This is a genomic window from Luteimonas sp. 8-5 (genome assembly GCF_029763755.1).
Classification (GTDB): domain Bacteria; phylum Pseudomonadota; class Gammaproteobacteria; order Xanthomonadales; family Xanthomonadaceae; genus Cognatiluteimonas.
Genome location: NZ_JARUVM010000017.1, coordinates 1 through 21,870, shown reverse-complemented (window position 1 = coordinate 21,870; position 21,870 = coordinate 1). Strand labels below are relative to the sequence as shown.

Annotated in this window: 18 protein-coding genes and 1 pseudogene; 12 read left to right on the top strand and 7 right to left on the bottom strand. The window is 62.7% G+C overall.

The features are described from left to right. The 3 genes from QAA18_RS03450 to QAA18_RS03440 form a co-directional block, all read right to left on the bottom strand. The coding region (locus QAA18_RS03450) for an Ada metal-binding domain-containing protein (protein WP_279411032.1) at positions 1 to 276 on the bottom strand (276 nt) is incomplete at its 3' end. Positions 277 to 325: 49 nt separating this feature from the next. After that, positions 326 to 1,546, bottom strand: a complete 1,221-nt coding sequence (locus QAA18_RS03445; protein WP_279411031.1) for an ectonucleotide pyrophosphatase/phosphodiesterase — start codon at positions 1,544 to 1,546, stop codon at positions 326 to 328. Continuing rightward, positions 1,543 to 2,298, bottom strand: a complete 756-nt coding sequence (locus QAA18_RS03440) for a methyltransferase (protein ID WP_279411030.1) — start codon at positions 2,296 to 2,298, stop codon at positions 1,543 to 1,545. Before QAA18_RS03440 ends, QAA18_RS03445 begins: the two co-directional genes overlap by 4 nt. Positions 2,299 to 2,460: 162 nt before the next feature. Here QAA18_RS03440 and hutU point away from each other — a divergent pair, with 162 nt between their 5' ends. From hutU to QAA18_RS03380, 12 genes and pseudogenes are all read left to right on the top strand, one after another. Then, positions 2,461 to 4,125, top strand: coding sequence for a urocanate hydratase (gene hutU, locus QAA18_RS03435; RefSeq protein ID WP_279411029.1), 1,665 nt, complete (start codon positions 2,461 to 2,463; stop codon positions 4,123 to 4,125). A gap of 113 nt (positions 4,126 to 4,238) precedes the next feature. Further along, on the top strand, positions 4,239 to 5,735 hold the full coding sequence (locus tag QAA18_RS03430; protein WP_279411027.1) for a class I SAM-dependent DNA methyltransferase: 1,497 nt from the start codon (positions 4,239 to 4,241) through the stop codon (positions 5,733 to 5,735). Beyond that, on the top strand, positions 5,732 to 7,363 hold the full coding sequence (locus QAA18_RS03425) for a class I SAM-dependent DNA methyltransferase (RefSeq protein WP_279411025.1): 1,632 nt from the start codon (positions 5,732 to 5,734) through the stop codon (positions 7,361 to 7,363). Before QAA18_RS03430 ends, QAA18_RS03425 begins: the two co-directional genes overlap by 4 nt. Next, positions 7,356 to 8,576, top strand: a complete 1,221-nt coding sequence (locus tag QAA18_RS03420) for a restriction endonuclease subunit S (protein ID WP_279411024.1) — start codon at positions 7,356 to 7,358, stop codon at positions 8,574 to 8,576. The genes QAA18_RS03425 and QAA18_RS03420 overlap by 8 nt, the downstream gene beginning before the upstream one ends. Beyond that, a complete protein-coding gene (locus QAA18_RS03415) occupies positions 8,573 to 11,563 on the top strand; it encodes a type I restriction endonuclease subunit R (protein WP_279411023.1) in 2,991 nt (996 codons plus the stop codon). The genes QAA18_RS03420 and QAA18_RS03415 overlap by 4 nt, the downstream gene beginning before the upstream one ends. Positions 11,564 to 11,574: 11 nt before the next feature. Next, positions 11,575 to 13,791, top strand: coding sequence for an AAA family ATPase (locus QAA18_RS03410; RefSeq protein ID WP_279411022.1), 2,217 nt, complete (start codon positions 11,575 to 11,577; stop codon positions 13,789 to 13,791). Beyond that, positions 13,791 to 14,927, top strand: coding sequence for a 5-methylcytosine-specific restriction endonuclease system specificity protein McrC (gene mcrC, locus QAA18_RS03405; protein ID WP_279411021.1), 1,137 nt, complete (start codon positions 13,791 to 13,793; stop codon positions 14,925 to 14,927). Before QAA18_RS03410 ends, mcrC begins: the two co-directional genes overlap by 1 nt. 72 nt (positions 14,928 to 14,999) lie before the next feature. Continuing rightward, entirely contained in the window at positions 15,000 to 16,247 is a 1,248-nt protein-coding gene (locus tag QAA18_RS03400) for a hypothetical protein (RefSeq protein WP_279411019.1), read from the top strand. 26 nt (positions 16,248 to 16,273) lie between these two features. Beyond that, on the top strand, positions 16,274 to 17,236 hold the full coding sequence (locus tag QAA18_RS03395; protein ID WP_279411018.1) for an SOS response-associated peptidase family protein: 963 nt from the start codon (positions 16,274 to 16,276) through the stop codon (positions 17,234 to 17,236). A gap of 236 nt (positions 17,237 to 17,472) precedes the next feature. Next, positions 17,473 to 17,658 (top strand): annotated as a pseudogene (locus QAA18_RS12895) (response regulator transcription factor); the annotation flags it as partial. 81 nt (positions 17,659 to 17,739) lie between these two features. Then, the gene (locus QAA18_RS03385; protein WP_279411015.1) at positions 17,740 to 18,282 is read left to right on the top strand and encodes a DUF4199 domain-containing protein; all 543 of its coding nucleotides are present in this window, start codon (positions 17,740 to 17,742) and stop codon (positions 18,280 to 18,282) included. Positions 18,283 to 18,285: 3 nt separating this feature from the next. Beyond that, positions 18,286 to 18,975, top strand: a complete 690-nt coding sequence (locus tag QAA18_RS03380; RefSeq protein ID WP_279411014.1) for a nucleotidyltransferase domain-containing protein — start codon at positions 18,286 to 18,288, stop codon at positions 18,973 to 18,975. On the opposite strand, the gene QAA18_RS03375 is transcribed toward QAA18_RS03380, so the two are convergent. The 4 genes from QAA18_RS03375 to QAA18_RS03360 form a co-directional block, all read right to left on the bottom strand. Then, positions 18,968 to 19,141, bottom strand: a complete 174-nt coding sequence (locus QAA18_RS03375; protein WP_279411013.1) for a DUF1328 domain-containing protein — start codon at positions 19,139 to 19,141, stop codon at positions 18,968 to 18,970. The two genes, QAA18_RS03380 and QAA18_RS03375, sit on opposite strands and share 8 nt — an antisense overlap. 69 nt (positions 19,142 to 19,210) lie before the next feature. Then, a complete protein-coding gene (locus QAA18_RS03370) occupies positions 19,211 to 19,921 on the bottom strand; it encodes an ABC transporter ATP-binding protein (RefSeq protein ID WP_279411011.1) in 711 nt (236 codons plus the stop codon). Beyond that, a complete protein-coding gene (locus QAA18_RS03365; protein ID WP_279411009.1) occupies positions 19,914 to 21,116 on the bottom strand; it encodes an FtsX-like permease family protein in 1,203 nt (400 codons plus the stop codon). Before QAA18_RS03365 ends, QAA18_RS03370 begins: the two co-directional genes overlap by 8 nt. A 3-nt stretch (positions 21,117 to 21,119) precedes the next feature. Next, the coding region (locus QAA18_RS03360) for an efflux RND transporter periplasmic adaptor subunit (protein ID WP_279411007.1) at positions 21,120 to 21,870 on the bottom strand (751 nt) is incomplete at its 5' end.

Below are 21,870 nucleotides of genomic sequence, written 5' to 3'. Positions count from 1 at the left end.
GCGGCGCCAGGCGCCATCGCCCGGCGACAGCTCCGGCCGGCAGCGCAGGCACGGTCGGAAACCGGCGGCCTCGGCCGCCGCAGCGTTGCCGAAATAGGCGATGTTCTCCCGCTTCGGCGTCGGCGCCGGGCACACCGGCCGGCAATAGATGCCCGTGCTGCGCACCGCGGTGAAGAACAACCCGTCGAAGCGCGGATCGCGGCTCAGCCGCGCACGCTCGCAGGCCTGCGGCGAGGGCAGGGAGGCGTCGTGGTCGATGGGGGCAGCGAGGGCCATGGGTGCAGGCTAGCACCGCACCGGGGCCCGGACTCGCCGTTTTCGGACATCAATGCAGGACGCGTTCGAACGTCCGCAAGTCGCCGTCGTTGGGTTCGGCCGGCACCTGGAGCAGGTGCATCAGCAGCGGATAGACATCGACATTGTCGAACACCGGAATGCGCACGCCGTCGGCGAAGCTCGGGCCGTCGGCCACGAACACCGCGCGCATTTCCGGCAACTCCGGCGCGAAGCCGTGCGCACCGGTGCGATGCGTGCCAACGCGCTCGCCCGGGCGCCGCACCATGAGCAGCCAACCGACATCGGCCTGGCACACGATTGCCGGCACCCGCGGGTGGCTGCCGTAGTGCCATTGCGCCGGCAGGTCCTGCCTGCGCCAGCACTCGGCATGTTCGTGGCGGCCGGTGAGCGCGCCTTCCACCGCGTCAGCTTCTGCATCTTCGGCAGGGTTCACGCCCATCGACGAGCCACGCGTGACTACGTCGACCGCGTCGATCGTCAGTCCCTTCGCGGCCAGCCAGTCGTCGATGTACTCGCGCTGGTCCGGCGGCACCCCGGCCATGCCGTGGTCCGACACGACGATCAGGTCGACTCCGTCGCGGATGCCGCGCGCCTCCAGCCCGGCGAGCAGCCGCGCCAGCGCCGCGTCGACATTGGCTTGTGCCGCCAATGCCTGCACCGAGCCTGGGCCCCAGGCGTGCTCCTCGTGGTCGACTTCGTCGAAATACAGGGTCAGCAGCCGCGGACGGTGCGACGGCTTGCGATCGAGCCAGGCCAGTACCTGGTCGACACGCTCGGCGGCGGTGACCCGGGCATCGAACGGTCGCCAGTCGCTCGGGTACTGGCCCGCGATCGGCGCCTCGGAGCCCGGCCAGTACATCGTGGCTGCGCGCCCACCATGCTCCTGCAACGTCACCCAGGCAGGCTTGCCGCCCCACCAGCGTGCATCGCCGACGGCATCGCGGTCGCGCAACGAGAAGCGGCCAAGCTCGGGATCGAGCATCGTGTTGTTGACGATGCCATGGCGATCCGGACGCAGCCCGGTGACCAGGGTGTAGTGGTTGGGGAATGTCAGCGTCGGATAAGACGGCTTCATCCCGTCGGCATGCACGCCGGCGGCGGCGAGTGCATCGAGCGTGGGCATGGTGCCGCTGCCGATGGCATCGGCCCGCAGGCCGTCGACGGAAACCAGGATGACAGGGCGGCTCGCGCAGGCTGCCAGCAGCAACAGCAGGGCGGCCAGGCCGCCCTGCCGGACAAGCCCGATCACTGCGCGGGCTTGCGGAACTTGTAGATGAACTGGTCGGTGTAGCCGCGGATCTCGTCGTTGAACACCGACAGCGTGCGGTCATCGACCGGGTTGCTCAGCGCATCGCTCTGGCCGACGAACTCGAAGCCGGCGGCCTCGACCTGCTGGCGGACCAGCTGCGGGTCGATGCGGTGCAGGCTGTCGGCGTCGCGCAGGCCCGAACCGTCCTGGGCGGCGTGGTCGATGATGATGTAGACGCCACCCGGGTTGAGCATGTCGAACACCGCCTTGTTGAGCACGGCCGGATCGGTCGGGCCCATGAACGACAGTGGATAGTCGTGGTAGTTCTGCGAGGTGAACACGACGTCGACCGGGGTCGGCGCGGACAGCGCGTCGGCCGGCTGCAGCAGCAGCTGGGTGTTGGCCAAGCGCGACGGCAGCGACTTGGTCGCTTCGGAGTATTTCTCCATCGGCGTCGGCACGGCCAGGTAGACCTTGCCCATCGGGCCGACGATGGCACTGAAGACCTTGCTCCAGTAGCCGCTGCCCGGCACGAGCTCGAGCACGGTGTCGCCTGCCTTGACCTCGGAGAACGCCATGATCTGCGCGATCTCGCGGCGGCTGTCGTCATAGACGTCGTCGCCGCGCATCGGCAGGGCCAGCGACGCGGTGATGTAAGTCGGGATAGCCGCCTCCGGGGCAGCCGGCGCATTCTGGGCGACAGCAGCCCCGGCAAAGACCAGGCCGGCGGCGAGGGAAGCAATCCACTTCATCTGGGAACTCCGGGAACGGGTGGGTTGGAAACAGGATGGGTGACGGGATGAACACTCCTTGAATAACACGACACGGGGCACCAGCGAAAGCGGTTCCGGCGGCGACGGCGGCCGCGCCTGCCATAATCGGGGCTTCGCATTCACGCACCTGCCGGCACCGTCATGAGCAACCGCAACGACCCCTCCCGCCACATCCGCGCCCCCCGCGGCCCCGGCCTGACCTGCAAGTCCTGGCTCACCGAGGCCCCGTTCCGCATGCTCCAGAACAACCTGGATCCGGACGTGGCCGAGAACCCGGCCGAGCTGGTGGTCTACGGCGGCATCGGCCGCGCCGCCCGCGACTGGGACTGCTACGACGCCATCATCGCCTCGCTCAAGACCCTGGGCGACGACGAGACCCTGCTGGTGCAGTCCGGCAAGCCGGTCGGCATCTTCCCGACCCACGCCGATGCCCCGCGGGTGCTGATCGCCAACTCCAACCTGGTGCCGCACTGGGCCACCTGGGAGCACTTCAACGAGCTCGATGCCAAGGGGCTGATGATGTACGGCCAGATGACGGCCGGCTCCTGGATCTACATCGGCAGCCAGGGCATCGTGCAGGGCACCTACGAGACCTTCGTCGAGATGGGCCGCCAGCACTACGGCGGCGACCTCACCGGCAAGTGGATCCTGACCGCCGGCCTGGGCGGCATGGGCGGCGCCCAGCCGCTGGCGGCGTCGCTGGCCGGCGCGTGCTCGCTGAACATCGAGTGCCAGCAGAGTCGCATCGACATGCGCCTTCGCACCCGCTACGTGGATGAGCAGGCCAGCGACCTCGACGATGCGCTGGCGCGGATCGCGAAGTACACGGCGGCCGGGCAGGCCAAGTCCATCGCGCTGCTCGGCAACGCCGCCGAAGTGCTGCCGGAGATGGTGAAGCGCGGTGTCCGCCCGGATGCCGTCACCGACCAGACGAGCGCCCACGACCCCGTGCACGGCTATCTGCCGATCGGCTGGAGCGTGGAGCAATGGCTGGACGCGCAGAAGAACGACCCGCAGCGCGTGCGCGACGAAGCGAAGCAGTCCATGCGCGTGCACGTGGAAGCGATGCTCGCGTTCCAGAAGCAGGGCATCCCCACCTTCGACTACGGCAATAACATCCGGCAGATGGCCTTCGACGAAGGTTGCAAGAACGCGTTCGACTTCCCCGGTTTCGTACCCGCCTACGTGCGCCCGCTGTTCTGCCGCGGCATCGGCCCGTTCCGCTGGGTGGCGCTGTCCGGCGACCCGGAGGACATCCATAAGACCGACGCCAAGGTCAAGGAATTGATCCCCGACGACAAGCACCTGCACAACTGGCTGGACATGGCCAGGAAGCGGATTTCCTTCCAGGGCCTGCCCGCGCGCATCTGCTGGGTCGGCCTCGGCCAGCGCCACAAGCTCGGCCTGGCGTTCAACGAGATGGTGCGCAACGGCGAGCTGAAGGCGCCGGTGGTGATCGGCCGCGACCACCTGGACTCGGGCTCGGTGGCCTCGCCGAACCGCGAGACCGAGGCGATGAAGGACGGCAGCGACGCCGTCTCCGACTGGCCGTTGCTCAACGCCATGCTCAATGTGGCCGGTGGAGCGACGTGGGTGTCGTTACACCATGGAGGGGGCGTGGGGATGGGGTACTCGCAGCACAGCGGCGTGGTGATCGTTTGCGATGGCACGCCTGAAGCGGATAAGCGGATTGCGCGGGTGCTTTGGAATGATCCTGGGACCGGGGTAATGCGGCATGCGGATGCAGGTTACGACATCGCTCGGGAGTGTGCGGGGGAGATGGGGTTGAAGTTGCCGATGTCATAAGTTGATTCGCTTTATTTGCGTCTCACCCTTGTTGAAAGGCTAAACGCACCATCGACGGATCGGCGTTCTATTGCGTCCCCGCGTGGGATCCATACGCCAAGGGGAATGAATCATTGAATAGTAGGCACGTCACACTCAGCCAGCTCGAAAGCCACCTCTGGGAGTCAGCCAACATCCTGCGTGGCCCGGTAGATGCGGCTGACTTCAAGACCTACATCTTCCCGCTGCTGTTCTTCAAGCGCATCTGCGACGTCTGGGACGAGGAGTACCAGGAGATTGTGGATGAGACCGGCGACGAGCAACTGGCCTGGTTTCCGGAGTCGCACCGCTTCCAAATCCCGGAAGACTGCCACTGGAACGACGTTCGCACCAAGGCCAGCAATGTCGGGACGGCCCTTCAGCGCGCGATGCGCGAGATTGAGAAAGCCAACCCCGACACCCTGTACGGCGTGTTCGGCGATGCCCAGTGGTCAAACAAGGAGCGGCTGTCCGATGCCTTGCTCAAGGACCTGATCGAGCATTTCTCCAAGCTGCCGTTCGGCAACAAGAACGTCAACTCGGACCTGCTCGGCGACGCCTACGAATACCTGATCAAGAAGTTCGCCGACGCCACCAACAAGAAAGCCGGCGAGTTCTACACCCCGCGCAGCGTCGTGCGGCTGATGATCGACATGCTCGACCCCAAAGAAGCCGAGACCATCTACGACCCGGCCTGCGGCACTGGTGGCATGTTGCTGGCCGCCGTGCAGCACGTGAAGGAACAGCATGGTGACGTGAAGCGCCTGTGGGGCAAGTTGTATGGGCAAGAGAAGAACCTCACCACCTCATCCATCGCGCGGATGAACCTGTTTCTCCACGGCATCGAGGACTTCCAGGTGGTGCGCGGCGACACGCTGCGCAACCCAGCCTTCTTCGAAGGCGACCGGCTGGCCACCTTCGACTGCGTCATCGCCAATCCGCCGTTTTCGCTGGAAAAGTGGGGCGAGGACCTGTGGCTGAACGATCCCTTCGGCCGCAATTTTGCCGGTCTGCCGCCTTCATCCAGCGGTGACTTCGCGTGGGTGCAGCACATGGTCAAGTCGATGGCCGACGTCAGCGGTCGGATGGCCGTGGTGCTGCCCCAGGGCGCCCTGTTCCGCAAAGGTGTGGAAGGCAACATCCGCCAGAAGCTGCTGGAGATGGATCTGGTCGAGGCGGTGATCGGCTTGGCGCCCAACCTTTTCTACGGCACCGGACTCGCCGCGTGCATCCTGATTCTGCGCAAGCGCAAGCCGGCCAAGCACAAGAAGAAGGTACTGATCGCCGATGCGTCGCGCCTGTTCCGCCGGGGCCGCGCGCAAAACTATCTGGAGCCCGAGCACGCCACCGAAATCCTCGGCTGGTATCGCGGCTTTGCCGATGTGCAGGACGCGGCCCGGGTGGTCGGCCTCGACGAGATCAAGGCCGAAGACTGGACGCTGAACATTTCGCGCTATGTCCTGCCGCCATTGCAAGAAGACATCCCACCGCTGCCCGATGCCATCGCGGCATTCAAGGACGCGCTCACCCGCTGCCGTGAAGCCGAAGAGCGGCTCGCGCAGGTCATGACTGAAGGGGGATGGCTGCAATGAGTTCGGACCGCCCATTCAAAGACAACAAGATCTTTACTGAAGAACTGGCTAATGCTGCGCGCGCTCGACTGAAGGAAAAGTTTGCCCAGATGGAACAAGAGAAAGCTCGTAGCACCAAACGCATCAGCCAACAAGAACTCGAAAGCTACCTCTGGGGCGCCGCCGTGCTGCTGCGCGGCCTCATCGACGCGGGTGACTACAAGCAGTTCATCTTCCCGTTGCTGTTCTACAAGCGCGTGTCGGATGTGTGGGAGGAGGAATACCAGGCGGCCCTGGCCAACTCGAAGGGCGACCTCTCCTATGCCCAGTTTGCCGAGAACCACCGCTTCCAGATCCCTGCAGGTGCCCATTGGAACGATGTACGCCAAGCACCCAAGAACGTGGGCGCAGCCATCCAGAAGGCCATGCGCGCCATCGAGACGGCCAACCCGGATCTGCTCGACGGCATCTTCGGTGATGCGCCATGGACCAACCGCGAGCGCCTGCCCGATGAAACGCTGAAAAACCTGATCGAGCACTTTTCGACACAGACACTCTCGGTGGCCAACGTCCCCGAGGATGAGCTGGGCAACGCCTACGAATACCTGATCAAGAAGTTCGCGGACGATTCCGGCCACACGGCAGCCGAGTTCTACACCAACCGCACCGTCGTCCACCTGATGACGCAACTGCTCAGCCCGCAGGCGGGCGAGTCGATCTACGACCCCACTTGCGGTACCGGCGGCATGCTGATTTCGGCGCTGGACGAAGTGAAGCGCTCGGGTGGCGAATACCGAACGCTCAAGCTTTACGGGCAAGAGCGCAACCTCATCACCTCATCCATCGCCCGCATGAACCTGTTCCTGCACGGCGTGGAGGACTTCGAAATCATCCGGGGCGACACCCTGGCCGAACCCAAGCACATCGAAGGCGACCGCTTGCGCCAGTTCGATGTGATCCTGGCCAACCCGCCGTACTCCATCAAGCAGTGGAATCGCGAGGCCTGGAGCAGTGACAAGTGGGGCCGCAACTCGCTGGGTACGCCGCCGCAGGGCCGCGCCGACTACGCCTTCCAGCAGCACATCCTGACCAGCCTAACCGCCAAGGGGCGTAGTGCCGTGCTCTGGCCCCACGGTGTGCTGTTCCGTAATGAAGAACAGGTCATGCGCGCCAAGATGGTCGAGCAGGACTGGGTCGAGGCCGTCATCGGCTTGGGCCCCAACCTGTTCTACAACTCCCCGATGGAGTCGTGCATCGTCATCTGCAACCGTAAGAAAGCCGCCGCTCGCAAGGGGAAGGTGATCTTCATCGACGCGGTGAACGAGGTCACCCGGGAACGGGCGCAGAGCTTTCTCAAGCCCGAGCACCAGCAGCGCATCCTGACCGCATACAAGATCTTTGCGGACGTGCCCGGTTTCGCCAAGGTCGCCACCCTGGCCGAAATCGGCGCCAATGCCGGCAACCTGTCGATCCCGCTGTACGTGAAGCGCATTGCCGCCGCCATTGCCACCGACAGCAATGGTGACGCGGTATCGCTGCGCTCTGCCTGGGACCAATGGCAAACCGATGGTCGCGCGTTCTGGCAACAGATGGACGCGCTGGTGGAAACGCTGGATGGACTGATTACGGAGGACATCGAGCGTGTCTGACAAGAACAATAAAACCCTGAAGCCCGGCTGGCGTCGGGTGAAATTCGGCGACGTGGTGCGCCTCTCGAAAGCCCGCAGCCAAGATCCGCTGGCCGATGGTATTGAACGCTACGTCGGTCTGGAACATCTCGAACCCGGTGACTTGCGCATCCGCAGTTGGGGCAGCGTCGCCGACGGCGTGACCTTCACCAGCGTATTTCAACCAGGGCAGGTGCTGTTCGGCAAGCGACGCGCTTACCAGCGCAAGGTGGCCGTGGCGGATTTCTCTGGGGTGTGCTCCGGTGACATCTATGTGTTGGAAACCAAGGACGCGCAGGTTTTGCTGCCGGAGCTGCTGCCATTCATTTGCCAGACCGATGCCTTTTTTGATCACGCGGTAGGCACATCAGCTGGCTCGTTGAGCCCCCGCACCAACTGGACGAGTTTGGCGGACTTTGAGTTCATGCTCCCGCCGATGGATGAGCAGCAGCGTCTAATACGTCTGCTTTTGAACGCTGAGGCCGCAAGAACAGCAGCCGAAGATGCCGCGACCCATTCAGAGAAGCTGAGAAAGTCACTGCTATTCGAAACCTTTGATGCACTTCAGGGCGACGGTACGGTCCGAATTCCTTTTCTGGCAACCGAGATCGATTGTCGGTGGGTCAAAGCGCGTGATGCGGGCCAAATACTTATGGGCCGACAGTTGTCACCGAAATACAAAACCGGGAAAAACACAAGAAAGTATCTGCGCGTTGCAAATGTGTTCGATGGCTTCATCGACACGAGTGATGTCAATGAGATGGACTTCAATGAGAGTGAGTTCGCGACATTCAGGCTGCAGAGCGGAGATGTTCTGCTGAACGAAGGGCAAAGTCGGGAGCTTGTTGGCCGCAGTGCGATATTCCGCGATGACATCCCCGACTGCTGCTTTCAAAACACGCTGATTCGATTCCGCCCAAATGCGGAGGTGATGTCAGAGTTCGCGCATTACTACTTTCAGTATTGCCAATACACATCTCGGTTCGTCCAAATTTCAAAACAGACAACATCAATCGCGCACTTGGGCGTTCAGCGGTTTGCGGAAATGAATTTCCCCCTCGTATCGATTGATGTACAGAAGGCAATCGTGGAAGCCTTATCCGCCGTAGTAGCGGCCATTCCACAGCTCAAGAAGCGGGCAAAGACAGCAAGTGCGATAAGGAATCAAGTTCTTATGGAGGGGGCTTCGAGATGAGTTTTACAGAATCTAACACCGTCGAAGCCTACGTCCGCGATCTACTCGCCGGCCCGATCAAGGCTGTACCGGCCAACACCGCCCAGGAACCTCAAGCCAGCTACGGGCCCAGCCCCAAAGGCATCGGCTGGCGCTACGCTGCTCCGTCTGAGGTGCCGCGTCAGATCCAGGAAGTGCTGGTCGAACCCTGGCTGCGCGACGCACTGATCCGACTGAACCCCGAGATTGCCGCACAGCCCGACCGTGCCGACGAAGTGCTCTACAAACTGCGCGCCATCGTGCTGTCGGTGCGCTCGGATGGTCTGATCCGCGCCAACGAGGAGATGACCGCATGGATGCGTGGTGAGCGCTCGATGCCTTTCGGCCACAACAACGAGCATGTGCCTGTACGGTTGATCGACTTGGATGACCTGGCGCAGAACCATTACATCGTCACCCAGCAGTACACCTACCGTGCTGGCCCCACCGAACGCCGGGCTGATCTGGTGCTGCTGGTGAATGGCCTGCCGCTGGTACTGATCGAGGCCAAGACCCCGGTCAAGAAGTGCATCAGCTGGGTCGACGCTGCGGTGCAGGTGCACGATGACTATGAGAAGTTCGTGCCGGAGCTCTTCGTCTGCAACGTGTTCTCGGTGGCCACCGAGGGCAAGGCCTACCACTACGGGTCCATCGGCCTGCCGGTCAAGGATTGGGGGCCGTGGCATCTGGATGGCAATGGGAAGGATGGTCAGCACCACCCGCTGAAGTCGCTCAAGCTGTCCGCTGAGAGCATGTTGCGCCCGCATGTGGTGCTGGACATCCTCGGCAGCTTCACTCTGTTTGCCACGGACAAAAAGAAGCGCCGCATCAAGATCATCTGCCGCTATCAGCAGTACGAGGCGGCCAACAAGATCGTCGAGCGCGTGCTGGCGGGCTACCCCAGGAAGGGCTTGATCTGGCACTTCCAGGGCTCGGGCAAATCACTGCTAATGGTCTTCGCTGCGCAAAAGCTGCGCATGCATGCCGGCCTGAAGAACCCCACTGTGCTGATCGTGGTGGATCGGATTGATTTGGATACCCAGATCACCGGCACCTTCACTGGCGCTGACATTCCCAACCTGGAAAAGGCGGACAGCCGCGAGAAGCTGCAGCAGTTGCTGGCGCAGGACGTGCGCAAGATCATCATCACCACGATCTTCAAGTTTGGTGAGGCCACCGGCAGCCTGAACGACCGCAGCAACATCATTGCCCTGGTGGACGAAGCCCACCGCACGCAGGAAGGCGACCTGGGCCGCAAGATGCGCGAGGCCCTGCCTAACGCGTTTCTGTTCGGCCTGACCGGTACGCCGATCAACCGTGCCGACCGCAACACCTTCTACGCCTTTGGTGCAGACGAGGACGAGAAAGGCTACATGAGCCGGTACGGCTTCGAGGAGTCGATCCGCGACGGTGCCACACTGAAACTGCACTTCGAACCGCGCTTGATCGATCTGCACATCGACAAGGCAGCGCTGGATGCCGCATACAAAGACCTGACCGGCGGCCTCTCGGATCTCGACAAGGACAACCTCGCGAAGACCGCCGCCAAGATGGCCGTACTGGTGAAGACGCCCGAGCGCATCCGCAAGGTCTGTGAGGACATCGTCGAGCACTTCCAGACCAAGGTGGAGCCCAACGGCTTCAAGGGCCAGATCGTCACCTTCGACCGCGAGTCCTGCCTGCTGTTCAAGGCCGAGCTGGACAAGCTGCTGCCGCCCGAGGCCACTGACATCGTCATGTCGGTGCAGGCGGCGGACAAGAAGGAGCACCCAGAGTACGCGCCCTACGACCGAAGCCGCGATGAAGAAGAGCGCCTGCTGGATCGCTTCCGCGACCCGGCCGACCCGCTGAAGCTGATCATCGTCACGGCCAAGCTGCTGACCGGCTTCGACGCGCCCATCCTGCAGGCCATGTACCTGGACAAGCCGCTGCGTGACCACACGCTGCTCCAAGCCATCTGCCGGGTGAACCGCACCTATTCCGAGCAGAAGACCCACGGCCTGATCGTGGACTACCTCGGCATATTTGATGACGTGGCAGCAGCGCTGGAATTCGACGATCAGAGCGTCAAGCAGGTGGTGAGCAACATTCAGGAGCTGAAGGACAAGCTGCCTGAGGCGATGCAGAAGTGCCTTGCCTTCTTCGCTGGCTGCGACCGCAGCTTGCAAGGCTACGAGGGCCTGATCGCGGCGCAGCAGTGTTTGCCCAATAACGAGATGCGAGACAACTTTGCCGCCGAGTACAGCGTGCTCAACAAGATTTGGGAGGCGCTGTCACCGGACACCGTACTGGGCCCCTTCGAGAAGGACTACAAGTGGCTGTCTCAGGTGTACCAGTCGGTGCAGCCGTCCAGTGGCCACGGCAAGCTGATCTGGCATTCGCTGGGCGCAAAGACCATCGAGCTGATCCACCAGAACGTGCATGTCGACGCGGTGCGGGATGACCTCGACACCCTGGTGCTGGACGCCGATCTACTGGAGGCAGTGCTCTCGAACCCCGATCCCAAGAAAGCCAAGGAGATCGAGATCAAGCTCAAGCGCCGACTGCGCGGGCATGGCGGTCACCCCAAGTTCAAGAAGCTGTCGGAACGGCTCGATGCGCTGAAAGACCGGTTCGAGTCCGGTCAGATCAACAGCGTCGAGTTTCTGAAAGCTTTGCTGGAAATCGCCAAGGAAACGCTGCAAGCCGAGAAGGAGGTCCCGCCCGAAGAGGACGAGGATCGCGGAAAGGCGGCGCTGACCGAGCTGTTCAACGAGGTGAAGACCGCCGAGACGCCCATCATGGTCGAACGCGTTGTGGCGGACATCGACGAGATCGTGCGCCTCGTCCGATTCCCGGGCTGGCAAGGCACGCAGGCCGGCGAGCGTGAGGTCAAGAAGGCCCTGCGCAAAGCCCTCTTCAAATACAAGCTGCATGCGGATGAAGAGCTGTTCGAAAAGGCCTACAGCTACATTCGGCAATACTACTGAGAGGCATAGGAATGAACGCGTGGATTGACAGCCCGTCGGGGGCTACCTGGTTTGTCGGTGCCACGTTTGGCGGTACAGATGACCAGATGCCTCGCTTTATCGCTGAAGGCATTTGGGAAAATGGATACGAAGACAAGTACCTGGAGCTCGTGCGCTCAATGAAGCCGGGAGATCGAATAGCGATCAAGGCGGCGTACACACGTAAGCATGACTTACCGTTCGATAATCGCGGACATCCCGTGTCTGTCATGGCAATCAAAGCAACGGGAACGATCACCGAAAATTTGAATGATGGGCGGCGCATCAAAGTTGACTGGGCAACGACCGACTCTCCCAGGGAGTGGTACTTCTACACACATCGAGGAACGATCTGGCGCGTTTTACCTGGAGAGTGGAATACAGATGGCTTAATCGCCTTCGCATTTGACGAAAAGCCACAAGACATTGAACGGTTCAGGAATGCTCCCTATTGGCGCGAGCGGTTTGGCACCGTCGAGCTAAAGCAGCGCTTTGCGTGGACAGCATTCTATGAGGCAATGGCCGACAAATTGCTGGCGTACCGTGCAGACAGAACCGCCTTGGTGAAAGGAATCCGAGAGATCTCGATGCGTGTCAACGGGCTCGGGCATTTGGCGGAAGACAGATACAGCGATGGTACGACGGGATTCGTACGGGACATCTGCCCGTTTACAACGATGGGGCTTTTCAACCGAGGGATAACAGATTCCAACAGGAAGATCATCGCAACTGAGTTGGCCAAATTTCTGAGCGTTACCGTACCGGTCCCGGAGACGTTCGAGGGCATCCCCTTGCTTAACAACTTGAAGTCTTGGTACTTCCCGTTCGAGATGAATCGCTCCCCGGACCATATAGATTCACTTTGGAATGTTTTCACCGCAGGCATCGCATACGCAGACGCGGACGATGACTTTGCTCGCGAGGAGTTCGCCGCCGCCTTCGACAATGCGAATGGACGTCGGTCGGTTGCCTGGAATCTGACTTTCGGCCTCTACTGGGTCAGGCCTTGGGCGTTCCTAAGTCTTGATCAAGGTTCCCGGGCATACGTGAGTGAGAAGCTCAATGTGCCGATTGGGCGCCATGGCCCTAAAAAGCGCTGCAACGCAGCCGATTATCTAGCCGCAATGGGGGTGCTAGAGCCGCGCTTCCAAGAAGCTTCATATCCAGTTCACTCATATCCCGAGCTTTCGCTGGAGGCGTGGGGTTACAAGGAACCTTCCGATGAGGAGCCTCTGGGCACTGAAGCCGATGCGTTCGATGCCGATGATAGTGACGACGAACCGCCGCCGGAGGATGCTCTGGTTCCCGTGCAGATTGTGCCGTACTCAGCCGACGATATCCTGAAGGACGGATGCTTCCTTGAGCGAAGCGAAGTCGACCGACTTCTAGAGCGGCTACGTACCAAGAAGAACCTGATTCTCCAAGGGCCACCAGGGACCGGCAAGACATGGCTGGCTAAGCGCCTGGCCTTTGCGGTTATGGGGGAAAAGGACGAGAGCAAGGTTCGTGCGGTGCAGTTTCACCCGAATCTGTCCTACGAGGACTTTGTCAGAGGTTGGAGGCCTACGGGTGAGGGCAAGTTGTCGTTGGCTGATGGCGTCTTCATGGAAGCGATCAAAGCTGCGTCAAGGAAGCCTGAGTCGAAGTTTGTCATGGTGATCGAGGAGATTAATCGTGGCAATCCCGCACAAATCTTCGGCGAACTCTTGACACTCCTCGAGGTGGGAAAACGCACGCCTAGCGAGGCGCTGGAGCTTTGCTACCCGGATGCGGATGGCAAGCGTCGCCCTGTACACATTCCAGAGAACCTTTACGTGGTTGGCACTATGAACATTGCCGACAGGTCGCTGGCTCTGGTCGATTTGGCGTTGCGCCGGCGCTTCGCATTTGTGGATCTGGAACCTAATTTCGGAACCAAATGGCGGGAATGGATCGTACAGCAGTGTGGCGTCGACCCCGCCGTCGTCACTGACATCGAGCACCGCATTGAAAAGCTGAATGAGCAGATCGCGACTGATTCGCGGCTGGGAAAGCAGTTCCGGATCGGCCACAGCTACGTGACGCCCTCTTCCAAGTTGGAGCCAGGAGGCACGAGGAGTTGGTTTCAACTGGTCGTGGAGACTGAAATTGCGCCGCTGCTCGAAGAGTACTGGTTCGACGCTCCCGACGAATCGCAGAAGGCTTGCGCTCAACTCCTTCAGAACTGGTGATGATTGAGGTCACGGAGGTTGTCGAAGATCCGGCGGCAGATGCTGGCTACATCGGTCGTATTCCAGTACGCAATTTGTGGCTGCTGATGCTGTATGCGTCCGACTTGTTCCGAACTCGCGGCATCGGGAACGTTGGCCTAGAGGAAAGCCCTGACGATCTTCCGGACCTGGTCGCCAAGATACTGGCGCACGCGGTCGAAGAGCGACAGCGCCGTAGCCTCAATCAAGACTATCGGCCTCGAGATGCTGTACTTGGTCGCGTGCGGGGTCGGATAGATCTCCTGAAAACTGAACGACATCGCCTTTTCGACCGCGGCATGGTGGCATGTCGAATTGATGAGTTGACTATCGACACGCCTCGCAATCGCTTCGTCCGCGCGGCGCTGGAATCCATCTCGAGGACCGTCCGGAGGAAGGACACTTCCCATCGGTGTCGCGCGCTCGCTAACGGGATGAGGGCGGCCGGCGTGTCTGGCGAGGCGCCCTCCCGCGCCCAGATGAGCACCGATCGTTTTGGAAGAAACGATGCGGAAGACCGGTTTATGGTGGCGGCCGCAACACTGGCGTTGGATCTTGCGCTACCTACGGAAACGTCAGGTTCTAGTACGCTTTCATTACCAGACCGTGAAGCGAAATGGGTGCGCCATTTGTTCGAGCGAGCGATCGGCGGCTTCTACGAAGTAGTGCTGCGTTACAAGGGCTGGGGAGTGAAGTGCGGCGGGACGATGGGTTGGCAAATTGAGCAGAAGACGGAGGCAATTGACAAGATTCTTCCGACGATGAGAACGGATGTCGTACTCGACCACCCATCAACCGGACGGCGGATCGTGATTGATACCAAGTTTACGTCGATCGTGACTGACGGCTGGTATCGAGACAAATCCCTGCGCAGCGGATACGTGTACCAGATCTACGCCTACCTGCGCTCTCAGGTTGGCCGCGGTGATCCGCTTGCAGATCACGCAATTGGATTGCTGCTGCATCCCGCAATCGGGAAAATGTTTGACGAAACGGTAGTAATCCAAGGGCACGCTATTCGATTTGCCACGGTTGATCTGGCGTCCTCGCCTACAGAGATTCGAGAGCAATTGTTGCGATTGTGCGAATCGACGCCGAGTTCGCACTTCTGTCAGTAGGAGTTCGTGCTGCCGCGGTGTTAGTTGCCGCCGAGTAACTCCTGCAAAATCCAGGCACACGAGGTTAGACCGATGGATAAATGGGTCCACTTTCGTCATTACTTCCATCCGGCGGGCCATGGAACCTTCTTCTCGGCCCATATCAACCGCAGCGTATCGTCCGAAGGTTTTGTTTGGATTTACGATTGTGGCTCAAACAGGGCCACCCACATTCGCGACCTTGTTTCCCAGTTCTGTAGGCGTCCACAAGCTCGTGGGTCGATCGATGTGGTGTGCGTCTCACATTTCGATCGCGACCATGTGGAGGGGCTGGAAGAGTTGCTGCAGGCCGCGACTGTCAAGGTTCTGGTGCTTCCGTACCTTTCGTTGCAGGCACGAATCTACCTAGCTGGACAAGCTGAACTTGAAGATGAGGATTCGTCGCACAATGTTGCGGCGATGATTTTAAATCCAGTTCGCTACCTGGAATCCCGGGATTTGGGTGAGCGGGTTGCTCGTATTATCGTTGTCCGAGGCGGTGATTCAGAGGATGTGGGTCCTGGCCCTAAGCTTGATCCGAATGAGCCTGGGGATCTGAACAATGAGTGCGTCGAAATCAATGTTCTGACCCGACCGTTGGAGACCGATGAGGCATGGCATCAAGACTCCTCCAGAATTGAAGTTGCTCAACATAGCGCCCCTTGGCTTCTCGGCGGCTTGTATGAGTTGATGTTCTACAACTGCGCTTTGCAAGGTGACGTAACTGCAAAGTCCGGAGCGTCCTTGGCTGAGGTAGCTGCGGAACTGGCTGTCATCCAGAAGGACTACGAAATTTTCTCCGGTAGGCCTAAGGATGGTTGGATATCAGCCCTAAGAAATTTGTATGACATGCACTTTGGTCGCGAGAAGAGAAACGACGTGTCACTTGTCGTGCTTGGGCGGCCATTGGTTCGCGGTGAATTTAGGATGTGCAGGGCCTTCGCTCGCAGTTTTCCTCATGTCAGCGAATCTCTATCGTTGCCGGAAAGCCCTCTCCGTCCCGCCATTCTCCTAAACGGGGACTACTCATTTACCTCGCCGAGGCTAGCGAAAGTTCGGGAACATTTTGGAATAGATCGCTGGGGTAGCATAGGAGTGATGCAAGTGCCGCATCACGGCTCACAACATAGCTGGACCCCGGGGCTTTCTGCTGAATGCGTGCACGCACACAGTGTGGTTTGCGCACCGCCGAATGCCCGCCACCCGCACGGTACCGTCGCGCATGATCTACGGCATCGGAATCCCGTTATAGCGTCCTACAGCAAGGCATTGGCGTTCGATTACCACGTTTCGCGACCATAAGAGTAGAGCTGTAGTGTCGGCCGACTATGTGCTACTCCGCCCAAATAGAAGCCAGCTACCAGCGCTACGTCCGCGCCTTTGGCGCCGACATCGACATTGCCGCCTTCGTGCGCCTGTACATTGACCGCGCCAACGGCAGCGGCGCGAAGATCCCCAAGGGCATGGATGCCGCGTTCCTGGCCCCGGCCAGCGATTGGGAGCGCGAGATCAAGGCGCTGATCGACGCGCATGACGCCCAGGTGGCCAGCAAGCTGGAGCAGGAGGTCTTCAAGCAGAAGAAGCGCCTTGCCGATGCCGAGCGCACCCTGCAGTCGAAGACCACGAAGAAAGCGCTCGAGGACCGGCGCATCGCCACCTCGAAGATCGAGTGGGCGCTGGGCAAGCTCGCGGACCTGCGCCGCACCCGGCCCGAGCCGCGCGACAGCCGCATCTTCCCCGGCATGCATGCGCCGGTGCTGGTGTGGGAGAACGGTCAGCGCGTGCTCAAGCCGATGCGTTACCAGTGCCGGCCGGCGGGCAAGCCGACGTTCTTCGACCGCAAGTTCCCGGGCACGTACAACGCCCGTCGCGACAACCTCGAGGGGTTCTGGAAGGACGCGTTCGGCCTGACCCACGGGCTGATGGTCGCCTCGCGCTTCTACGAGAACGTGCCGCGCCACCGGATGGAGGGCCGCGAGTTGCGTGAGGGCGAGCAGGAGGAGAACGTCATCCTCGAGTTCGCTCCGCGCGACGGCTCGGAGATGCTGATCGCCTGCCTGTGGTCGCGCTGGACCGGCGGCGAGGGCGAGCCGGAGCTGCTGTCGTTCGCCGCCATCACCGACGAGCCCGAGCCCGAGGTCGCCGCCGCCGGCCACGACCGCACCGTCATCAACATCAAGCCCGAGCACATCGACGCCTGGCTGAACCCGGAGCCGGGCAACCTCGCGGCGCTGTACGCGATCTTCGACGACCGCCGGCACCCGTATTACGAGCATCGGATGGCGGCGTGAGCACGGTCCCCTGGAAGCATCTCCTCGGCTACGCCGCGCTCCTCGCCCTCGGCACGCTCGCGCTGCAGTGGCTCGACTACCAGCGCCTGGCGCGGCTGCACCCGGGCGACGTCTACCTGTTCCTGGTGGCGACCGGCTTCCTGGCGCTGGGGATCTTCGTCGGCGCCCGCGCCTTCGCCGCGCCGCCGCCGACGCCCTTCGACGGCAATCTCAGGGCCCGAGAGGCCCTCGGCCTGAGCGAGCGCGAGCTCGAGGTCCTGCACGAGCTGGCCGCCGGCCGCGCCAACAAGGAGATCGCCGCGCGGCTCCACGTCTCGCCGAACACGGTCAAGACCCACCTGGCCAATCTCTTCGCCAAGCTCGGTGCGCGCCGCCGCACCGAGGCGATCCGTCGTGCGCGGGAGCTGGGATTGCTACCGTAGGCCCGGAATCACCCGTTCGGGCGATTGCCTTCGGGCCGGGGCAGGGGCCAGATGGCTGCACCAACACAAGGGGAGTCCGACATGCTCAACACCATCCTGAAATACGGCGCGATCGCCGGCGTGGTCGTCGCCGGGTTCATGTTCGCCACCTTCCTCGGCTTCGACGGCATCCCGCCGATGCCCTGGAGCATGGTCATCGGCTACGCGACCATGCTGATCGCGCTCATTGCGGTGTTCGTCGGCATCAAGCGCCACCGCGACGTGGACCTGGGCGGGGTGATCGGCTTCTGGCCGGCCTTCGGCGTCGGCCTGGGCATCAGCTTCATTGCCGGGGTTTTCTACGTGGTCGCGTGGGAAGCGGTGCAGGCGATGACCCGGATGGACTTCGCCACGGTCTACTCCGACGCCATGGTCGAGAACGCCCGCGCCCAGGGCGCGAGTGCCGAGGCGCTGGCGAAGATGCGCGTCGAGATGGACGCCTTCAAGGTGCAGTACGCCGACCCGTTGTTCCGCCTGCCAATGACCTTTGCCGAGATCTTCCCGGTCGGGGTGCTGGTCTCGCTGGTGTCGGCGGCGCTGCTGCGCAATCCGCGATTCCTGGCGGTGCGGCGGTCGCAGGACTGATGCTTGCATTTGCCCGAATTGGGCATTAATGTGCCCAATATGGGCAACAGGTCGGCCAACCGGATCAGTGAAGCAGCGGCGCTCTACGCGAGCGCCAGCTTGGCTGATGCCTTGTTCACCGGCACGCAGCAACGGGTGCTGTCCCTCCTGTTCGGGCAGCCGGGGCGCGACATGAGTGTCAGCGAGTTGATCCAGGCCACTGGTGCGGGAAGTGGGGCGGTGCAGCGTGAAATCGCGCGTCTGGCTGGCAGCGGCCTGTTGCGCATCGAACAGGTCGGCAAGCAGAAACGTTACCGCGCCAATCCGGACAGTCCGATCCACGACGAGCTTGTAGCCATCGTCCGCAAAACGTTTGGCTTGGCTGCACCGCTGCGCGAGGCGCTGGCACCCTTTGCCGATCGCATCGACGCCGCCTTCGTTTTTGGCTCCGTGGCGAAAGGTACCGACAGGACCGGAAGCGATATCGACCTGATGCTGGTATCCGAAGGTCTGACCTATGCCGACGCGTTGGGCGTACTGCATCCGCTCTTCGAGCAGCTCGGGCGGGAGATCAATCCCGCCATCTTTTCTCATGCCGAGCTGCGCAAACGTCTCGAGGCGGACAATGGATTCATTGTCCGCGTGCTTGAGCAGCCGAAGCTATGGCTGATTGGTGGCGATGAGGATCTCAGCGAATTGCAGACTGCTAAGTGACCTTCTTGTAAATCGTCATCCCCAGCACGAACAGCACGACGGCGATGATGACGGCGGCCCAGAACAGGAACTTGGCGATGCCCATGGCGGCACCGGCGACGCCGGTGAAGCCGAGCAGGCCGGCGACCAGGCCGATGATGGCGAAGATGATGGCCCACTTGATCATGGGAGCGCTCCGTTGATGTCGGTTGGGCGCCAGCATGCGGGCCCTGCCGTCGCGGCGCGGTGAACGCATTCAGCCGCGCGGGTGGGACTCGTCGCCCACGATCTCGCCGTCCACCCGGGTGATGGTGCGGTCGCAGGTTTCCGACAGCCGCGGGTCGTGGGTGACCACGAGCACGGCGCATCCATGTTGCTGGTTGAAGCGCCGCAGCAGCTCGAACACTTCGGCGGCCGTCTTGGTATCGAGGTTGCCGGTGGGTTCGTCGGCCAGCAGCAGGGCCGGCCGGGTGATGAGCGCGCGGGCGATGGCCACGCGCTGCTGCTGGCCGCCGGAGAGTTCGCCGGGATGGCGGTCGGCGAACTTCTCCAGGCCGACGTCCGCGAGCAGGGAGCGGGCGAAGTCGAGCGTGGCTGGATCGGGACGTCCGTGCGCGACCATGGTCGGCATCAGCACGTTCTCCAGCGCTGTGAAGGCGTCGATCAGGTGGTGGAACTGGAACACGAAGCCGATGCTCTGGCCGCGCAGCGCGGTGCGCGCCTCGTCGTCCATTTTCCGCGTGGGTTTGCCGAGCAGATGGATCTCGCCGTCGGTCGGCGTGTCGAGCAGGCCGATCAGGTTGAGCAGGGTGCTCTTGCCCGAGCCCGAGGGGCCGACCAGGGCGGCGAAGTCCTCGCTGTCCACGCACAGGTCCAGGCCGTGCAGCACTTCCACCTCGTTGGGCCGGCCGATGTTGTAGGACTTGCGCAGGTCGGCCAGGCGCAGCACCTCGCGCGGGTCAGCCATGGCGGATCGCCTCCACCGGATCCATGCGCGAGGCGCGCGAGGCGGGCGCGGCTGCGGACACCACGCCCGCAACGGTGGCCAGCGCCATCGCCGCGGGGATCAGTAGTGCCGGCATGGGGATGTAGAACAGCTGCGGGCCGAAGGCGTTGAAGGCGCCGACCATGCCCCAGCCGGCGAGCGCGCCCACCGACGAGCCGGCCAGGCCGAGCACTGCGCCCTGGAACAAAAACACGCGCAGCATCTGCCGCCGGCGCGTGCCCATGGCGCGCAAAATGCCGATCTCGCGCGTGCGCTGGGTGACGCTGACGGCGAGCACGCTGGCGATGCCCAGGGCCACCGACAATGCCACGAACACGCTGATCATGCGCGTGGCCAGGCTCTGCGAGCGGATGGCGTTCATCAGCTGGGTGTTGAGTTCCATCCAGCTTTCGGCGCGCAGGCCGGTGAGGCCGTGGATGCGTGCGGCGATGCGGTCGGCCTCGAACAGTTCGGTCACGGTCACGTCGACGACGGTGACCCCGCCGGGCAGGGCGAGCAGCGATTGCGCCTGCTTCAGGTCGACGTAGACGTAGCGCGCATCGAGCTCGCGCACGCCGAGCTGGAAGATGCCGACGACGTTGACGATGGCCTCGCGTCCGTCGCCGCCATCCAGGCGCAGCTTGCCGCCCACACGCAGGCCCAGGTTCTCGGCCAGCTGCGAGCCGACGACGGCGTTGCCAGAACCCACTTCGAGGCGGCCGTCGATCATGCTCTCGTCCAGCGGGATCACCCGCAGGTAGCGCGGCAGGTCGACGCCGACCAGGGCCACCGATTCGACGGCGTTGCCGCGCCGGCCGAACGCGGGGCCGGAGACCACCGGCGACACCGCGGTGACGCCGGGCAGGCGGTCGAGCACGCCGCGCACGCCCAGCCAGTTGTCGATCGGCCGCAGGGCCTGCGGGCGCGGGTCCTCGAGCAGGAGTTGCAGGGTGCCGGGCGCAGGCGCGGCGATGCGGTTGATCTCGCGCGGTGCTTCGATGCGGATGTGCGACTGGGTGCCGAGCGTGCGCTCGACGATGTTGGACTGCAGCCCGGAGATCAGTGCGGTGAGGAACACGATCACCGACACGCCCACCGCGATACCGACCAGGATCAGCAGCGTCTGACCGCGACCCTGGCGCAGGAAGCGCATCGCGATGGTGGATTCGATCCACATGCGTCAGTTGAACGGCAGCGGCGATTCGCCATGGGTGCTTGCAGCGGTGTCCGAAGCGGGCAGCGGCTGGCCCTCGATGCGCACGCGTTCGCCATCTGCAGGCAGTTGCTCCGGGTCGAGTGCGCCGGCGGCCACCACCTGGTCGCCGGCCTGCAGGCCTTCGAGCACTTCGCTGGCGGCCAGGCCGCGCAGGCCCAGGCGAACCTGCGTGCGCTGCACGCGGCCGTCGCGCACGCGCAGCACGGTGGCTTCGCCGGAACCGTCGGCGGCGTCGAGCAGCGAGTCGTTGGGAACGGCCATCGTGTTGTCGCGGCTGCCGGTGTGGATGGTGGCCGTGGCGGTCATGTCCTGGCGCACGAAGTCGGCCTTGGGGTCGATGCGCAGGCGCACGTCGACGGTGCCGCGCGCCGGGTCGACGCCGGGCGCGACATGGAACACGGTGGCGGCGAACGGGCGATCGGGGAACGCGTCGGCGATGCACGTGGCCGACTGGCCGACCTGCACGCGCGCCAGGTGCTTCTCGTCCAGCGGCACCAGGATTTCGCCGGGCGCGTCGTGGGCGATGTCGAGCAGCGGGTCGCCGGGCTTGACCGTGTCGCCGGGCTCGACATGGCGGGCCAGCACGAGGCCGCGGCCTGTGGCGCGGACGACCGCACGCGCGACTTCGGCCTCGGCCGCCTGCAGGCGTTCGCGAAGCTGCGCCTCGCGGGCGCCGCCTGACAAGGACTCGAACGCGACACGCGCCTGCTCGGCC

Bases quoted from the DNA above. Each gene is read 5' to 3' on its own strand.
- QAA18_RS03440 (WP_279411030.1), bottom strand. From the start codon at position 2,298: ATGAAGTGGATTGCTTCCCTCGCCGCCGGCCTGGTCTTTGCCGGGGCT.
- hutU (WP_279411029.1), top strand. From the start codon at position 2,461: ATGAGCAACCGCAACGACCCCTCCCGCCACATCCGCGCCCCCCGCGGC.
- QAA18_RS03425 (WP_279411025.1), top strand. From the start codon at position 5,732: ATGAGTTCGGACCGCCCATTCAAAGACAACAAGATCTTTACTGAAGAA.
- QAA18_RS03415 (WP_279411023.1), top strand. From the start codon at position 8,573: ATGAGTTTTACAGAATCTAACACCGTCGAAGCCTACGTCCGCGATCTA.
- QAA18_RS03410 (WP_279411022.1), top strand. From the start codon at position 11,575: ATGAACGCGTGGATTGACAGCCCGTCGGGGGCTACCTGGTTTGTCGGT.
- mcrC (WP_279411021.1), top strand. From the start codon at position 13,791: ATGATTGAGGTCACGGAGGTTGTCGAAGATCCGGCGGCAGATGCTGGC.
- QAA18_RS03400 (WP_279411019.1), top strand. From the start codon at position 15,000: ATGGATAAATGGGTCCACTTTCGTCATTACTTCCATCCGGCGGGCCAT.
- QAA18_RS03395 (WP_279411018.1), top strand. From the start codon at position 16,274: ATGTGCTACTCCGCCCAAATAGAAGCCAGCTACCAGCGCTACGTCCGC.
- QAA18_RS03385 (WP_279411015.1), top strand. From the start codon at position 17,740: ATGCTCAACACCATCCTGAAATACGGCGCGATCGCCGGCGTGGTCGTC.
- QAA18_RS03375 (WP_279411013.1), bottom strand. From the start codon at position 19,141: ATGATCAAGTGGGCCATCATCTTCGCCATCATCGGCCTGGTCGCCGGC.
- QAA18_RS03370 (WP_279411011.1), bottom strand. From the start codon at position 19,921: ATGGCTGACCCGCGCGAGGTGCTGCGCCTGGCCGACCTGCGCAAGTCC.
- QAA18_RS03365 (WP_279411009.1), bottom strand. From the start codon at position 21,116: ATGTGGATCGAATCCACCATCGCGATGCGCTTCCTGCGCCAGGGTCGC.